The organism is Fodinibius salicampi, from assembly GCF_039545095.1.
Classification (GTDB): domain Bacteria; phylum Bacteroidota; class Rhodothermia; order Balneolales; family Balneolaceae; genus Fodinibius; species Fodinibius salicampi.
Window position 1 is genome coordinate 1,232,000 of the sequence record NZ_BAABRS010000001.1, and the last position, 16,670, is coordinate 1,248,669.

The window sequence follows — 16,670 nt, forward strand, 5'->3', positions numbered from 1 at the left end:
TTCGGGATCACTCGGTACGGAAATAAATGAAGATATTGTTTGTTAGGTAGCCCCAACAAGGGGATAGCTCGGGAGCGTCCCCTGCTTTTATCCTGGCGTTCCCCATTTATTTCTCTTTCGTACCTCCCGCTCCCTTTTCACGCCTCACCTGCTAAGGCCGGCGGTTTGAAATAGTACCCCAAAAAATCCCCTCTCGCCTTGAATAGAGAATGAGTCTGCCCTTGTGAAATCCTTCGATGTCCCCGAGGGCCGCCTATGAGGATTCCAAGGGCAAGCACTTTTTTCGTCTATTTTTTGGTGACAAAAAAGTGGACACTATTATTTGATTTATTGAAAGGTCTTTCTTCAAATGAAGTTGCACCTTAATTCTTTCCCGCCTTTTGGCATTGTTGAGTCGTTAGGCGGGAGAACTTTGACAATAAGGGAATAATTTAACCCTTCTTTCCTTATTACTTTTCCCATTGATGGAAAAGTAATCAAAAGATCTAGGACCATTTAACTCCTCGGTGCTGACTTCATCCCTATACGTTGATCACGGCTACAGCCAGCCCCTCCTCATACAGAAATGGTCCCGGATGGACTCTGTCGCTTTCAGCATGACCTATCCTTCCGGCCTTTGAATATGTTGCTGGTAAAAGTGCAGGGGCCGTAGTGTTAAAAAATCATTTTTGTCTGACGACCGGCAGGGAGGAGTTTTAAATGATTTTAACGAAGGCTCCTAAACGACAGCAACATTTTCATCGCCGGTGGTTTTTTGGGTTCGTTTTTGTCCACACAAAAAGGAACAATAACCTTTTAGCGTAGACGCAAGGAACAGCAGCAACAATTTATCCAGTCGGCCTGAAAAGTTAGACAAACGGAGGGGTGAAGCAGTTGCTCAACCGTTTTATTCAACCGCCTTCCGACCCTTTATAAGGGATGAATTTTCCAGATGTCCCAATTCCCAATTAACCCATTCCTAATTCTTAATTTTCTTCCCTTCTACCCATTGGAAAATAATTGGCACCAAATAAAGCGTCAACAGAGTACTGGTCACCATACCCCCCATCAGGGCCAGGGCCAGCGACTGGCGAAATGCATATCCGTCTCCAAAGGGCAGCAGCATCGGGATAAGTCCGAAGATAGTAGTGAGACTGGTCATAACAACAGGACGAAACCGGTGCAGCCCCGCCTGCGTAATCGCCTGGTGCAGGTCGCCGGTATCGGCGAAGTAGCGTCGCATAAAATCTACTTTCAGGATGGAGTCATTGACGGCGATACCAGTCAGGATCAGGATTCCCATAAAAGATAACGCATTAAGGCTGATGCCGGTTATCCATAAAATAAAGACCGAGCCTACCCACGCAAAAGGTACCGCGGCCAAAATAATGAGCGGGTGACGTAAGCTCTCGAACTGCACTGACAAAATAATATAGATAATCACCACGCTGATGAGCAGCAACAAGCCCATGTCCGACAACAGAGAGGCAATACCCATAACGGCACCCCCCATTTTTACATCCGTTCCGGTTTCACGGGCAAAATCGGTGAGCGCCCGACGTACGTCATTGCCATACCACCACCAGTCAGTAAACCCGATATCTCCCATATAACTGAGCACGGGCGTCTGGTTAACCCGTTCCAGCTGCTCTGGTTCGGAGGTACGTTCAATGGAAGCCAGTCTCGTTAGCGGGACCTTCCGGTCGTTCAGATTCAGCACAATATTTTCAGGCTCATAGATCTGCCGGTCATACCCTACCAGGCGGATGGGAACGTTTTCATCCTGACGATTCCAGTCGGTAATCCAGCTTCCGCGGGTGAGTGATTCCAGGTATTGAATTACTTCCCTCTCGTCAATGCCCAGCTGCAGTAGGTTCTGGGTCCTAAACCGAAGCTGATAGGTGTCTAGCTCCTGCTCATACTGCTTGGCAAGGGCGATATCCAATCCCGCTGACCGGAGCTTTTCCTGCAGTCGACCCGCAAGTCGTTCGCTCTGCTTCCTGTCCTCATCCACCAACCGAAAAAGTACCGGCGGTTGACTAGCGGACGGCAATACATCCATAGCGTTCTGTACCGCAAGAGGCTGGGCGGTCCATCCCGGCTGCTGTTGGAAGTAGTCCTCCATCTCTTCCCGCACCCGATCGGCCATATCGTATCCATCCACCGGAATGCTCATCGTAAATTTATTGAGTCCCTCGTCGGAGAGGTTCGAAAGGTTTGTCTGATCGGTATAGCCTCCCAATACCCGGATGGACTGCCCCTCCTGCTTTACACTGCTTAATCTGTTGATGAGACTTTCCGCCGATTCCTGCGTGGCGTAAAGGGAGGTATTGCCCGGCAACCGTACCTGGTAACGCAGCTGTTGGGGTTCGGTCTCGGGCAGCACACTCTTGTGAACCAGCATAAAAAGATAGATCGCTGCGACTAGTAACACCGACATCACTCCTAAAAACAGGGCTTTACGGCGGAGGGCCCACTGCAGACTTTGCTCGTAACGATCACGCATCCGGTCAAAAAAGCGGTTAAAGCCAAACATAGCTGATTTTTCCTCTCCCTTTTTCTGAAACTGGGTGATCAGCACCGGCAAAATCATCAGGGCCACACCGAGTGAGGCCAGCAGGCTAATGGAGAGCGTCCATGCCTGGTCACGAAAAAAGGCCCCTTCGAAGCCGCCTAAGAATATCAGTGGCAGAAAAACGGAAATGGTGGTTAGTGTAGAAGCGGTCACGGCCAAGGCAATCTCCCGCGTCCCCAGATCTGCGGCTTCAAAAATTGAGTCCGTTCCCGAACGATGCCGGTTGATGTTCTCCAGCACGATAATGGCATTATCCACTAACAGTCCGATGCCAAGAGTAAGTCCGCTGAGAGATACAATATTAAGCTGAATGTCGGAGATGAACATCACAAAGAAGGTGAGAAAGATACTGACCGGAATGGCCACGCCAATAGTAAACGGAGTACGCCAGTTGTCCAGAAAGAGGAAAAGAATGATAAAAGCCAGCAGCGCACCGTACAGCAGGGTCTGCAACAGGTTGTTAATGGCATTGCGTATAAAGCTGGCATTCTCCTCAAGTACGGTGATGCCGATATTGGTATTTTGGCTCCGTAATTCCTCCAGCAGTGGAAGCAGGGTATCATAGGCTTCCACGGTGTTGGACCCGTACTCTTTCTTGACCAGCACGCTCAGCACTTCATGGTCATCCACCAGCGAAAAGGAAGTGGGATCGGCCTCGTCCAGTCGTACCTCTGCTACATCACTGAGCTTCAGGACCCGTCCCGTACCCAGTGTTTTCAGCGGGACATCCTTCACATCTTCTATCGACTGTATTCGACTCTGAATTTTCAGGGAATAGCGGTACCAGCCCTCGCGCAGCTCCCCGGTGGCGGTAAAAAGGTTGGCCTGTGAGACCAGGCTTTCTACCTCGCTAAGGGAAACACCATAAAGGTTCAGGGCCTCGGGACGAAAGCGAATCTGGACCTCCGGTTCTACGGCCCCCACCATCACGGTCTGGGCGATGCCGTCGGCCTGCTCCAGACGGCGGGAAAGCACCTGCTCGGTCCACCGCTTCAGGTTGAGACGGGTATTAAAATCGGGATTGCTCTCATTCAGACTGGTAATCCCCAATACGGCAATGGGTTCGTCGGACGCGGTATTCTGTACCAGCTGGGGACGGTCGGCCTGCTCGGGCAGGCTAAATCGAATTTGATCCAGCTTTTCGCGGACATTCAGAAAGGACAAATCCATATTTTGTCCCCATTTGAACCGCAGTGAAATAATACTCTGCCCCTGGCGCGCAAAGCCGTGAACGTTTTCAAGTCCCTTCACTGTACTGAGTACCGCTTCCATCGGCTCGTTGATGCGCTGCTCAATCTCACGCGGAGCCGCGCCGCTCCAGTCCGTACGCACCATGAGTGTAGGCGAATCCACCTCCGGTAACAGATTTACGGATAGCTCGCTCAGGGCGATCGTCCCGAAGATGAGCGTCGCCAGGATGAGCATGAATGCGGTTATGGGGCGTTTTAGCAGCAAAGGTATCTGATGAAGTTTACAGTTACTATACGAGTATTATAGTAGAATGGTCGATTATTTGCAATTGGAAGTTATATTCAAATTGGAATCTATATATCTACCAAGCAGTAAGCGTCAAAAAATCTCCCTCATAGCCTCATAGGATGATCATTCTTTTAATCGCATAACTATAACTTAACTACTCTTTATTTCCTTTTCGAAACTGTCGTTCTATCTTCTTCAGACTTTCTGCCATTGACTCATGGGCTATAACAAAACGATAGATAAACCATAGAACCACTCCAACCACAAGAAGGTAAATGAACGATGAAAGTATAGCTAATCCGGTAAAGTGTTGAATCATTTTAAAAATATTTCTGAGTTACGTTTTCGGTGTCGGGAAAATCTTAAAGCGGATTTCATTATAACTATTTAGCAAATATTAAAAAATATTCCCGGATTATTTCGATCGTTCTCCCATTGGACGGGATTGTTGATAATATAATATCGAATTCGTTCCAGTGAATGTATATCACTAATAATACATTCGTAATAATTGCGCTGCCATACCTTCTGGCCAGGGATCTTTTTCTATTGATTTGGGCAGTTACCTCCGATTTATATCCCCGCACGATCGCCCCCAATGTTTTGGATGGGGAACGAAATTCACCTTGGTGGCTGACATTGTTATTTGATGGGGGCGTATTGCGATCATAATGGGGTGCATCCCGCCGCAGGGGCGTATTGCAATACGCCCCTGCGGAATAATACGTACCGGAACCGGTATTTCTATCGGAATGGGTGATCCGTATAATTCCGTGTACGTGGTTGGGCATAATCACAAATGCATCCAATGCCACATTATCCCGGATGGATTCCGTTTCCAACCATTGGTTACGGGCGATTTGCCCCCATTCATTTAACACCATATTTCCATCGTTGATCTCCCCGAACAGGCACAACCGATTGTGGGTGCACATGGTCACAAAATACCGTCCCAAGGATGAATAGTCGTATCCCTTCAGCCGTGTCGTACGGCGATTGTATTTTTTGGGATTATACCCCATTACAATCTCTTTCTTAGTTGTCTCCTGATCATCACCCACAGGGTGATATGCTACTAGTGCTCGGTCCCATCTTTCTAAAACTGGTTGGGATGACCTTCCCTCTAGCAGCAGGTATCCAAATCGAAGGAACTCAAAGCATTGTTCAATAAATATTTACCGGCTCATTACCATCGTTTAAAAAATTGTTATTGGAACCATCAAAGGTTTTAATAACCTTGATGTTATCTTTCCATACATAAATATGACCGATGTTATTAGAAAATTTAGTCATCTCTCCGGTATCACCATCAATCAAAAACGTATTAATTTGAGGGTGAATTTTTTTCAGATCTTCTTGCAATTTCGAACGTTTTTTATTCGGCATTGCAATCCTGTTCTCAATTTGCAGAAAAACATATTTTTTATTTGTAGAGGTAAAATGTGTGATTTCGTTAAATGGTTCCTTACTGGACGGGTATCTTATTGAAGCCTTTGCCTTCATACCCTCTTCTATGATGGGCTTATATCTATAATCATCAACGACTGAAGTCCATTTTATCTTTCCATCAGGTTGATAGCCGCGCACAAAGGGAAAATTGGTAAAGACACCTACAATAGTATCTGTGCTTTCATTGCAAGCTAATTTGGTATCCGACAATCTCCCAGAAAAGACCGGCCATTGTGAATTTGACTGATATATCTTCCCGAATGTGTTGAGGGGCTTGCCATTGGTTGAGTTAAATTGATGAATAGGGTTGGATATATTCAATACACTACCCCCTCTTTCTTCACCACTGGCAGAATCAGGTCTCCTTACGGTATAACCTGACACAAAAATTGACTCCCTGAATGTACACAAATCTACAATATGACTTAAGCCATGTTCAAAGGGCCTGGAATACGTAAATTGATTCTCAGAATATTTAAATACATCAATCTCTGTACGGTCCAATACATACAAGTTCCCTTTTTGATCAGTATCAATTGCCGTTGGATATAAAAATTCTCCAGGTCCCCGACCTTCCTTTCCAATATCAGAGATAAAAGAACCTTTTCTACTAAAAACCTTTATAGTTTTTTGTTGATACGGTAAAATGAATATATGTCCGTGGGAGTCAATTGCTACATCTTTTATTGAAAATAAGCCCGCTTTATTTCCCTCATCTATACTACCAACTGGTTCCCTATCTAAAAGCTCATCAATATCTTTAATTGAGAAGATACTGGTATCATCCGGCAAGTCTTTAAATGAAGGAGCAGAAACAATTTCATCTCTCTTGGGGATATTCTCTTCAGTAGGATGGCTCACTCTTACTTTATTATTCTCACATGATATTAAAGTCATTAATAGAAAAACGCTAAGCGTAAATACCGTTATTAGGCGTTTTAGCAGCAAAGGTATCTGATGAAGTTTTGGTTACTATACGAGTATTATAGTAGAATGGAGATAAATTAACAACTCCCGGTTTTATAGCAGATGAAAGGATACAGCTAACAAATTAAAAATATGGGTTCCAAATCTCTTACAGGGCAATTGTTTCCTCTCACTTAAAGGCATAGAAAGTTATTATTTCTTCATTGTACATCTCCATAATCAAACTTATAAACAGCATCGTTTTCCGTATTATCCCAACCATAAAATCTTTGATCCTCCTCATCTACCATAACCATATCTAAACTATATTTCGCTGGTATTTTGAATTCCCGGATCGGATTAGCATCCCAATCTAACACTTGAATACGTGTTTCATGCGAATTATAAAAGTCTTCCTCTTGTATTCCTGCATATAAGAGGTATAAGTGCCGATCGGTTGAATAGATAGATTTATAATACGTCATAATTTTATCTTCTTTGAAATCCTCCAGATCAAAGGTGTGTTTCGGGGGAGCATCTGCCAATAAATAACGAGAAGGGTCAGCAGTAGAATCCAGATGAACAACTTCTAACCCCGGATAATGCACCATAAGAGAGGCGATCTTATTGCGGTCAGGAGAGATAGTCGTTATTCGGGCGTTTAAATTTGATGCCGGGTTCATTTCATAGGGCTCTATCCTGAGATTATATAAAGAAAAAGTCTCAAATTCCCCCGATTTCGGATAATAATAGAATCCTCCCCGTTTTTCATCCAGCTGCTTTGAAAAACGATCGTCATACACCCCTGTAATCATGGTGCTGTCTACATAAAAGATATCATCAGCCCCTGTTCCTGTTAGCTCTTTTGGTAGCTCATATTTCCTGTTGATGATTACCTTGTTCGAATCTATCGAAGCCGTTAAATCAATGCTATTCAATGTCAGCGTCGGTCGGTCATAGGCAAATATTGTTAACCCTGACTCCGATTGAATACCATCTACAATCATCGGAGGCTGGCCGAATTCACCCGGCCCCCGTCCTTCTTTTCCCAAACTACCAATAAAATTCTGATCCTTATCGTAAATTTGGAGATAAGGTTCGTTCATTGTGCTGATAACCATCAACGAATCAATCCGCTTGAGGTACATAACCCCCATTTCATTTTCGAATACGCGCGTCCCCTCCAGTTCTATGGCGGGACCAAAATTATTGACTACTTCTCCGTTAAATTTGTCTTTTTCATTAAAAGAACAGGCACTTAAAATTAGCAGGAGAATAAAAAAACCTTGATGAAGTTTCATTTTAGAAATTATTTTTGTAGTGGTAATTTTTTTGCAGTAATTAGTACACCTCACTTATGTCCTGCGACTTACATAAATATTATCTGTGATCTATAATATTTAATATTCAAATCCCTCCTTTATTTAGAGATCTCCTGATTTTTATAGGATCCGGACAACTTAAGTACTGGTGACCTGCATTTCACATCACCAATAAATCCTACCTCAGTACTAATATCCCTATATTTACCTGCAAATTATGAAAATAGCAAGTCCATCAATTATTTTAGTAGTATATTGAAGTCGATAAATAAAGAAATAACCCCTTCCTCTGGATAATTGGTAATATCATGATGGATTCGTTCCAGGGATTTTTTATCACGGATAATATGATCGTAATAATTGCGCTGCCATACCTTCTGACCGGGGTTGTTTTGTTTTTTATTAATCCGGGTGGTTACTGCCGATTTATAGCCCCGTACAATGGCCCCCAATGTTTTGAGCGGGGAACAGAATCCGGGTTGATGGTTATGGGTGTATGATGTAGGTGAGTATTTTGATTTTGTTGGGGCGTATTTCGATTTTGTTGGGGCGAATCGTTTTGTTGGGGCGTATTGCGATACGCCCCAACATCATACGGTCCATCATTATCCACCTCAGTATTTCTATTGGAATGGGTGATCTGTATAATGCCATGCACGTGATTGGGCATGATCACAAATGCATCCAATATCACATTATCGCGGATGGATTCCGTTTCCAACCATTGTCCGCGTGCAATCCTTCCCCATTCATTTAACACCATATTTCCATCGTTGATCTCCCCGAACAGGCATACCCGGTTGTGGGTGCACATGGTCACAAAATACCATCCCGGGAAGGAATAGTAGTATCACAAACAGTGCCTCTCCCCTCCGGTCAGGCTGTCTTTCCCTTCCAGTAACCGTAGCACCATAACGACTCCCCTATGGTCGTAACCGTACCCTTATGATGAGAACAGCCCTATCACCTGAAGTTAGTACCATTGACACTGGGAGCCAGTGCTGTTAACACCAGGAGTTAGTGATACTATCACCAGGAGTCATTGCCGTTAACACTGCCAGTCAGTGTCACTGACACCGGGAGTCAGCGTCACTGGCACTAGGAGTCGGCACTACTGACATTACGAATCAGTATTACAACTACTGTCGGGAACGGAGTGAGATTGCTAATCAAAAAATACAAACCTAACTATTGTACTATTCTGGTCGTGCTAAGTCCTGACGCTTTACTGGACGGGATATACTGTAAACAAAAAAGGCACAATCGGAATGCTCCAATTGTGCCTGTGGCGGAGGGAGGGGGATTCGAACCCCCGGTATCCGGTTGGGATACACACGCTTTCCAAGCGTGCGCCTTCGACCGCTCGGCCACCCCTCCAAAGAAGATCGCAAATATAGGCTATTTTTCAGGGGTTCGCAACGTTTATAGCAGAAAAAAAGCAGATCAAAACCCAAAGGTAAACACCTGTTCAGAATAGGCGCGCACCGGCTCTCCCCCTTCCCGGGCGGGCTGAAATTTCCACTGCAAGGCGGCTTCACGGGTCTCCTCTTCCAGTCCGTATCCGATGCTGTCCACAATCTTATAGTTCCCGGAGCCTCCATTTCCATATAAACGGATTTCCAGGATGTTGGCCTCCTCAACATTGCCATCCCGATCCACCAGAAATTGTACCATAATTTCGGCTTTGATATTGGCCCTGCGGGCCGATTCTGTGGCGGTGGCTTCTACGATGCGCGTCACCCGGGGTGGTTGCTGTGGATTTCCAGCAACAGGACCTTCTTCCTCCCCCTGCTCTCCTATCCTGGATTCGGAAAGAGGGTCTGGATTTTCTGAATATTCAATATCATCGAGCTCCGTGAGTTCTTCCTCAATTATTTCATCGGTCGGCTCGGGAATGGGCGCAGTCGGCTGAGGTGGCGGGGGCGGACTGCTGGACTGTCGCGTAATGATGGCCTCCTCAAATGTAATAGCATCTTCCTGCAGATCGCTGGCGGAAAACCGATCATCGGGTAACGGCTGGGCGGGCCAAAATTTGATAATCCCAATGATCAATAGCTGGGCCAAGATGATGGACATCATTATACGAAGCCGGTAATAAAACCGTTCCCTGCTGTTATATTTCGGGTCTTTTGTCAAAGATGCTCTCTGTTAAGTATACGTACTATAACGATTTCAGCTCATCATTCATTAAAGAATAGGCTTCTTGTTTCATATCAGCAACAGAATCGTAATCCCCACTCTTCATAGGGTCCAGAATGGATATCCTGAATTCCTGCTGTGGCGATACCTTCCAGCTACCGGGCGGCATGGCTTCATGGCCTCCTTTCAAAACGACCGGCAGGATATTAAAATTATATTTTTGGGCTAGTTTAAAAGCCCCGTTTTTAAATGACTGAATCTCTCCGTCGGGACTTCGCGTTCCTTCGGGAAAAATCATAGCCGGTATTCCGGCCTGTACGGGCGCTACCAGGGTATCAATTTTCTTCGCGGAACTCATGCTCCTGCGATCGATAGCAATCTGTCCGCTCATGTAGACCATCCACCCAAAAATTGGAATCTGGAATAGCTCTTTTTTTGCTACCCATCTCATCGTCCACGGCAAATGGTATAGCAGCGGCAAATCCAGGAAGCTCTGGTGATTGGCTATGACAATGGTAGGCTGATTAATCTTTTGGATATCAGCCCCCTTTATTCGAATTGACCACCAGGGGTTCAGCTTCATCATTGCCCATGCAAGTCCCCGTATTGCTTTATTGGGAACCCGGTTAAAGCGGTCAAAAGGCAAGGTTAACAGATAACTTATGGTGACCACCAGAAAGCAACTGATGATACATATCGCCCAGTATATCCAAATGAAAATACTGAAAATCGTTTTCATTATCTGTATTTACCTGTTTATTTCCTGCAGTACTCTACGTATAAAACCATCTTTCTGCTGCAATTTCTCCCGGGCCTCGGACTTACCCAAACCAGTAAGCGCCATTACGAGGGCCGTCTTAACATGTCCGTCGGCCTGTTCCAGCCACCGGCCGGCCTCTTCGTAATCGGCATCCGTAAACATCATGATAATACGTTTGGAGCGCTCTTCCAGCTTTTGATTCGATAGCTGCAGGTCTACCATCACATTCTCGTACACTTTGCCCTTGCGGATCATCGCCCCGGTGGTTAGCATATTGAGCACCATTTTTTGGGCCGTGGCGCTTTTCATGCGGGTGCTCCCCATAATCGCTTCAGGACCCACGGGGATGTCGAGCAGTACATCCACCTCAATGGTTATTTGTGAAGCGGGTACAGTCGTCACAAACAGCGTATGGCAGCCGGTTTCTTTGGCCTCCTTCAGGGCCCCGTGCACATAGGGAGTGCGTCCGCTGGCTGCAAGTCCACAGACAATGTCTTCTGCTTGTAAATTGATTTCCCGCAGGGCTTCTCTCCCGTTGGATTCGTAATCCTCGGCTCCCTCCTGGGCCTCAAACATCGCCTCTTTTCCCCCGGCAATCAGGCCAATAACCTGTCCGGGATCGGTACCAAATGTTGGCGGACACTCGGCCGCATCCAAAACGCCCAGCCGACCGCTGGTTCCGGCACCAGCATAAATCAGTCGACCACTATTCTCAAAGGCTTCCTTTACTAAATCAATGGCTTCGGCAATGGCCGGGAGTTTTTTTTCTACCTCTTGAGCTACTTTTTGGTCTTCTGCATTGATAAGACGTGCAATTTCATGGGAATCAGCCAGGTCAATGGCCTGCGTATTGGGATTTCGCTGTTCCGTATCCAACTCTTTTAGCTGAGAAAATAATTGTTGCTTATTCTTTTCCACTTTAGGAAGCGTTTAGATGATTGTGCTAACTCCTATGCAAGGTAACAAATTGAACACTCATTTTTTACCGATCCACCCGAGGTGCGTATGCTTAAAAGAATCAGCATATTTTAAACCGTATCCAAAAATACGGTCCATTGCGGCATGCCCCAATATGATAATGCCTGCCAATTCAATTACCGGCATCGACCATGTATAGCCGACCATATATAATACGACGGCTACGGCCTTGTGATGAAATATATTATAGAGTACCGAACCAGCTCCGGGATTAAAAAGATATCCGGCCATGCTTATATCCGGTGCAAGCAATAAGAGCGGAAACCACCACCAGTCAAAAGTTGTTTGTGCAAAGAGAAAAATGGCCAGCGCAAATATACCAATCTCTTCAATACGTAATAGCGTCTTCATCTGATTTGGATCTTTAATTATTTACGGCTGTTCCACCACTCTGAAACATTCCGTGAAGCTGTTTTATTCGTGGTACTGTTTTGAGAGGTCTCACTTCCACCTTCCCCGGAAATTTTTAATAGGCTGGCGGCCAACGCCTGAACTTCTTTATCGATATCCTGGAATTCATCCAGTTTCTCGGTGCAAAAATGATCCCCTACGAAGTGAGTATCATAATTCCCGGTTGCAAAGGTCTCGTGGCTCAACACATATCTGCAAAAAGGAATAGTAGTTCGGCAGCCGGCAATCTCATATTCTTCCAGGGCACGCAGCATGCGGCGGATAGCGTGGTTTCGATCGTTCCCATAGGCACATAGCTTGGAAATCATCGGATCGTAATTAATGGACACTTCCTGTCCCTCCTCTACTCCTGCATCCACTCGAATACCGTTACCTGACGGAATGCGGTGTTTGGTCAGCGTACCGGTGCTAGGCAAAAAATTATCCCTTGGATCTTCTGCGTAAATTCGGCATTCAATGGCATGTCCCTCCATTTCAATATCCTGCTGCTCAAAAGGAAGCTCTTTGCCTTCCGCAACCAGAATCTGCAGTGCCACCAGATCTAATCCTGTTATCAACTCGGTAACCGGGTGCTCAACCTGGAGACGCGTATTCATCTCCAGGAAATAGAAATTACGGTCAGCGTCTACCAGGAACTCTATGGTCCCGGCCCCCACATAATCTACTGCTTGGGCTGCCGCTATTGCAGCATCGGCCATCTCGGAGCGAAGCTCGGGCGTTAAAATAGAACAGGGTGCTTCTTCAATGACTTTCTGATGGCGCCGCTGTATGGAGCATTCCCGGTCAAAAATATGGAGTACCTTGCCGTGCTTATCCGCCATAATTTGAAATTCCACGTGCCGTGGCTCTACCAGATATTTTTCGATATAGACGCGATCGTCTCCAAAAGAATTGCGGGCCTCTGATTTTGCCGCCTTGATACCTGATCGGAACTCATCTTTGTTTTCTACAATGCGCATGCCTTTTCCTCCGCCCCCGGCAGCCGCCTTAACCAGCACCGGGTAGCCGATTTCGTCGGCGATGGCCTCGGCTTCTTCAATATCCTTGAGTTCTTTTTTGGTCCCGGGTGGAAAAGGAACGTTGGCTTTGCTCATTAATTCCCGGGCCGCCGTTTTATCTCCCATCGTGCTTATAGCCTTGGGATTGGGACCTATAAAGATAACGCCTTCTTCTTTACACCGCCTGGAAAACTCCGCATTTTCACTCAAAAAACCATAGCCGGGATGAATAGCATCGGCCCCGGTTTCTTTAGCAACTTCAATGATTTTATCAATGACCAGGTAACTCTCAGAGGAAGCGGCGGGACCGATATGTACCGACTCGTCGGCCTGCAACACATGAGGGGCATCGGCATCCGGGGTAGAATATACAGCTACCGTCTGCTTGCCCAGCTCCTGGCAACTTCGGATGATGCGAAGAGCAATTTCACCGCGATTTGCAATCAGAATTTTAGATATATCAGCCATCTTATAAATCCAATTTATATTATATGCGTTTTGAGCATTTGAGGCCACTGGTCCCACTCGTGGGTTGTTTCTAAATTCCAAATATCCAGCTCGTGCTCAATGAACTTCATGCTAAATATATTACTTAGGCGCCGGCCATACTCGCGCCGGGGATCTTCTTCATAACTTACCAGCCTGAAGTCCACATTCCGGATGTCGTTTAACAGCGATTGCTTATTGATATTGGGGACAAAATCCATAGGATTGTTATAATATACATCATTCTCATAATAGTCATCCATGAACCGCTTGATATCATAAACGCCGCTCATACCAATGGCTCTGTCAAATGCAGTCGGATGTTTAAGTGCCGTGGTTATGGCATGGTATCCTCCCAAATCGGTTCCGGCTACGATAGTATAATCAATCGGATTGTGATCCTTTATATAGGGCACCACCTCATCCACAAGGTACGACTCAAATTGATTATGCCGTACTAGTCGCTGTGATGGTGTAACTTTATCGTTCAGGAAGCTTTCTTTATCTACTGAGGAAATACAGTAAAGCTGATTAAAGCCATTTTTAAGCTGATAGGAAATGGCGTTCACCATTCCGAATTTCTCCCATTGATGACAATTTGCGCCTCTGGTTGGAATTCCGATCACCGGCGTACCAGAGGAGCCGTAAATAACAATCTCCATATCCTTGCCCAGGCTAGGGCTACGCCACTGTATTTTCTCCTTATCCATTACATCCTCTTAATAGTTTATTGGCCTTCAGATATTTTTAAAGTGGAATATAACAGATACTATGCTTTAGTGTAAATTTTGTTCCCGGATCAATATGATCCTATTCAGGAATTGGCCATCTTAGTTTGATAAAAGACACGGGGAATGATCGCAAGTTTTTCAGTGGTATTAAGATAAGCACGCACATCAAAAACGTTGTAGTTGTTCTTTTCAATTTTATCCAGAATACGACTGTAGTTATAACGAGCTAAATAAACCGGGAGCCGACTATCTCTGGCAAGTAAAGAGACTCCCTTTTCGGAACGGTCATAGTACCGTCGAGCCCGGTCAATCTGGTAGGCCAATAGTTCTTTCACGGAGGGTGTTAATGAGTGAGAAAAAAGATCCTCTTCCGAAACTCCGAACTTGGCTAATTCATTTTGCGGTAAATAAATCCTCCCCTTTCGCAAATCCTCACCTACATCCCGTAAAATATTGGTCAGCTGCATGGCAATGCCCAGATCTACCGCATAGCCTAGCGCCTCCCTGGACTCATAACCGAACACCTGGCTCGTCATTAATCCAACAATGGATGCTACCTTAAAAGAATAGTCATAAACCTCATCAAAAGTTTGGTATCGGCTTTTATAGAGATCCATGCATACCCCCTCCATGAGCCCAAATGGTAGCTCTATAGGGATATCATATCGCCTTAACACATCAGAAAAAGCCGTAAGAATCGGATCTTCAAAGGAACGTCCCTCGTAGGTTTCTTGCAGGTTCTTTTTCCACCTTTTCAGTCGTACTTTTACATCTGAAATATCCAGTTCCTCCTTTGCGATCAGATCTTCCGCTTCATCAACCAGGTCATCCACATAGCGGCATAAGCTATAAATGGCAAAGATTCCCCGCTGTTTGTGATTGGGTAAAAAACGCGTGGCCATGTAGAACGTTTTGGCATGCTCCCGGGTTATCGCCCTGCAGCGAGCATAGGCTTCTTTGAGGTGCCCTTCATCAAGCTCATCAATAACAGAACGATGGAAAGAAGTACGACGGTACAAAGGCCTTATAAAGTTATACGGAATGCGCAAAAGGTCATTCATAAACAGAGCCACTATTTGATAAAGCGTTCACTATATCAACATGATGGGATATTTAAATCATTCCCATGCTCCATACTTTAGTTTTAAAGATTTAGAGAAAACTGCAGGAAAATTTCAATTCTTCTTAACTTTTTTCGATTTTCTAAATGACTTAAAATTTTAGCTAACTATTTGAATCGTGGGAAACTACTCAATTGATAAACAAGATCTCAACAATTGTATCACCCAAACAAATGTACCCGCTGCGGGTACCCCTTATCGCGGCAAGGTACGGGATGTCTATTCTCTGGGAGATAATAAACTGGGTATCGTAGCCAGTGATCGCATCTCGGCTTTTGATCATATTATGAAACAGGCAATCCCTTATAAGGGGCAGATTTTGAACAGCCTTGCCGCCTTTGCTTTTGATAAAGTGGACGACCTGGTAAATACACACATTATTGACGTTCCCCATCCCAATGTTACTATTGCTAAAAGATGCGAACCCATTCCTATCGAGGTTGTTATCCGTGCCTGCCTGACTGGCCATGCTGCGCGGGTTTATAAATCAGGGAAGCGCACTTTATGCGGGGTTGAGTTGCCCGACGGAATGGTTGAAAATCAGAGATTTGAAGAACCCATATTGACTCCCGCCACAAAAGCCGAAGAGGGACATGATGAGGATATTTCTGAAAAAGAAATCCTCGACCATGAAATTGTTGAGCCCGACCTTTGGGAAGAAATCAGGACGAAGGCTTTTCAAATATTTGAGCGGGGACAAGAAATTGCCAATAAACAGGGACTCATTCTGGTAGATACCAAATACGAGTTCGGGCTTTGCAATGGTGAGCTAACACTTATAGATGAAGTGCACACTGCGGATTCTTCCCGGTACTTTTATTCTGAGGGATATGAACAAAGACTAAAAGAAGGGAACCCTCAAAAACAACTCTCAAAAGAATTTCTGCGAGAATGGCTTATGGAGCACGATTTCCAGGGCAAAGAAGGGCAAACGCTTCCCGACCTGCCGGACTCCTTGCGGATCAAGGTATTTGAGCGTTATTCCGAGCTATTTGAGAAGCTGACGGGTAAATTTTTTGAGCCCACGCCTATTAATATCAATGACCTGAATAATAAGTTGCAGGAGATATTTACTCAATATCAATAGCGGGTTCTGAGGAATAGCTGCTCTTCTTCCCAGAGGTGTTATATTTATCAGCCAGGCGGCTAAGGGCTTTTTTTCCCAGCATAGCTTTTCGTGCAAAATTACGTTCTTTATCGTTTTGGGAAAGATAATCCTCGAACGACTCCTGCTCTGCACGATTTAAATTGCCATCTATATAATCAGTTAAAAAATCGGTGAGTGTTTCATCACGATCAAATTCGGTAATATCCATAAGTGAAAAAATAAGGGTAA

15 protein-coding genes and 1 tRNA gene are annotated in these 16,670 nt (G+C 45.2%); 1 reads left to right on the top strand and 15 read right to left on the bottom strand.

The genetic code is table 11. The annotated features are described in order from the left end of the window. Window positions 1-958: 958 nt before the first annotated feature. From ABEB05_RS05030 to ABEB05_RS05095, 14 genes are all read right to left on the bottom strand, one after another. Window positions 959-4,009 carry an efflux RND transporter permease subunit gene (locus tag ABEB05_RS05030; protein WP_265788083.1) on the bottom strand — a complete coding sequence of 1,017 codons (3,051 nt, stop codon included), beginning with the start codon at window positions 4,007-4,009 and terminating at the stop codon, window positions 959-961. Window positions 4,010-4,187: 178 nt separating this feature from the next. Further along, window positions 4,188-4,352: a DUF8066 domain-containing protein gene (locus ABEB05_RS05035; RefSeq protein WP_265788085.1), complete on the bottom strand. Its 165-nt coding sequence runs from the start codon at window positions 4,350-4,352 to the stop codon at window positions 4,188-4,190. Between the two features lie 64 nt (window positions 4,353-4,416). After that, window positions 4,417-5,094, bottom strand: a complete 678-nt coding sequence (locus ABEB05_RS05040; protein WP_265788087.1) for a transposase — start codon at window positions 5,092-5,094, stop codon at window positions 4,417-4,419. A 103-nt stretch (window positions 5,095-5,197) separates the two neighbouring features. Continuing rightward, window positions 5,198-6,343 carry a 6-bladed beta-propeller gene (locus ABEB05_RS05045; RefSeq protein ID WP_265788089.1) on the bottom strand — a complete coding sequence of 382 codons (1,146 nt, stop codon included), beginning with the start codon at window positions 6,341-6,343 and terminating at the stop codon, window positions 5,198-5,200. A 266-nt stretch (window positions 6,344-6,609) separates the two neighbouring features. After that, the gene (locus tag ABEB05_RS05050) at window positions 6,610-7,689 is read right to left on the bottom strand and encodes a BF3164 family lipoprotein (protein ID WP_265788090.1); all 1,080 of its coding nucleotides are present in this window, start codon (window positions 7,687-7,689) and stop codon (window positions 6,610-6,612) included. A 436-nt stretch (window positions 7,690-8,125) separates the two neighbouring features. Continuing rightward, window positions 8,126-8,524 (bottom strand): hypothetical protein, encoded by a 399-nt coding sequence (locus tag ABEB05_RS05055; protein WP_265788091.1) that lies wholly within the window; start codon window positions 8,522-8,524, stop codon window positions 8,126-8,128. 472 nt (window positions 8,525-8,996) lie between these two features. Continuing rightward, window positions 8,997-9,087, bottom strand: a tRNA-Ser gene (locus ABEB05_RS05060). 66 nt (window positions 9,088-9,153) lie between these two features. Then, window positions 9,154-9,846 (bottom strand): energy transducer TonB, encoded by a 693-nt coding sequence (locus ABEB05_RS05065; protein WP_265788092.1) that lies wholly within the window; start codon window positions 9,844-9,846, stop codon window positions 9,154-9,156. Window positions 9,847-9,871: 25 nt separating this feature from the next. Further along, on the bottom strand, window positions 9,872-10,588 hold the full coding sequence (locus ABEB05_RS05070; RefSeq protein WP_265788093.1) for a lysophospholipid acyltransferase family protein: 717 nt from the start codon (window positions 10,586-10,588) through the stop codon (window positions 9,872-9,874). A gap of 9 nt (window positions 10,589-10,597) precedes the next feature. Continuing rightward, a complete protein-coding gene (murQ, locus tag ABEB05_RS05075) occupies window positions 10,598-11,527 on the bottom strand; it encodes an N-acetylmuramic acid 6-phosphate etherase (RefSeq protein WP_265788095.1) in 930 nt (309 codons plus the stop codon). Window positions 11,528-11,584: 57 nt separating this feature from the next. Further along, entirely contained in the window at window positions 11,585-11,938 is a 354-nt protein-coding gene (locus ABEB05_RS05080; protein WP_265788097.1) for a DUF4260 domain-containing protein, read from the bottom strand. A 17-nt stretch (window positions 11,939-11,955) separates the two neighbouring features. After that, window positions 11,956-13,464 (bottom strand): acetyl-CoA carboxylase biotin carboxylase subunit, encoded by a 1,509-nt coding sequence (accC, locus tag ABEB05_RS05085; protein WP_265788099.1) that lies wholly within the window; start codon window positions 13,462-13,464, stop codon window positions 11,956-11,958. Between the two features lie 14 nt (window positions 13,465-13,478). After that, window positions 13,479-14,192, bottom strand: coding sequence for an esterase family protein (locus ABEB05_RS05090; RefSeq protein WP_265788101.1), 714 nt, complete (start codon window positions 14,190-14,192; stop codon window positions 13,479-13,481). A 104-nt stretch (window positions 14,193-14,296) separates the two neighbouring features. Continuing rightward, entirely contained in the window at window positions 14,297-15,274 is a 978-nt protein-coding gene (locus ABEB05_RS05095; RefSeq protein WP_265788103.1) for a phytoene/squalene synthase family protein, read from the bottom strand. 178 nt (window positions 15,275-15,452) lie between these two features. Here ABEB05_RS05095 and ABEB05_RS05100 point away from each other — a divergent pair, with 178 nt between their 5' ends. Continuing rightward, the gene (locus ABEB05_RS05100; RefSeq protein ID WP_265788105.1) at window positions 15,453-16,421 is read left to right on the top strand and encodes a phosphoribosylaminoimidazolesuccinocarboxamide synthase; all 969 of its coding nucleotides are present in this window, start codon (window positions 15,453-15,455) and stop codon (window positions 16,419-16,421) included. On the opposite strand, the gene ABEB05_RS05105 is transcribed toward ABEB05_RS05100, so the two are convergent. After that, window positions 16,405-16,650, bottom strand: a complete 246-nt coding sequence (locus tag ABEB05_RS05105) for a hypothetical protein (RefSeq protein ID WP_265788107.1) — start codon at window positions 16,648-16,650, stop codon at window positions 16,405-16,407. The genes ABEB05_RS05100 and ABEB05_RS05105 overlap by 17 nt on opposite strands. Window positions 16,651-16,670 lie beyond the last annotated feature (20 nt).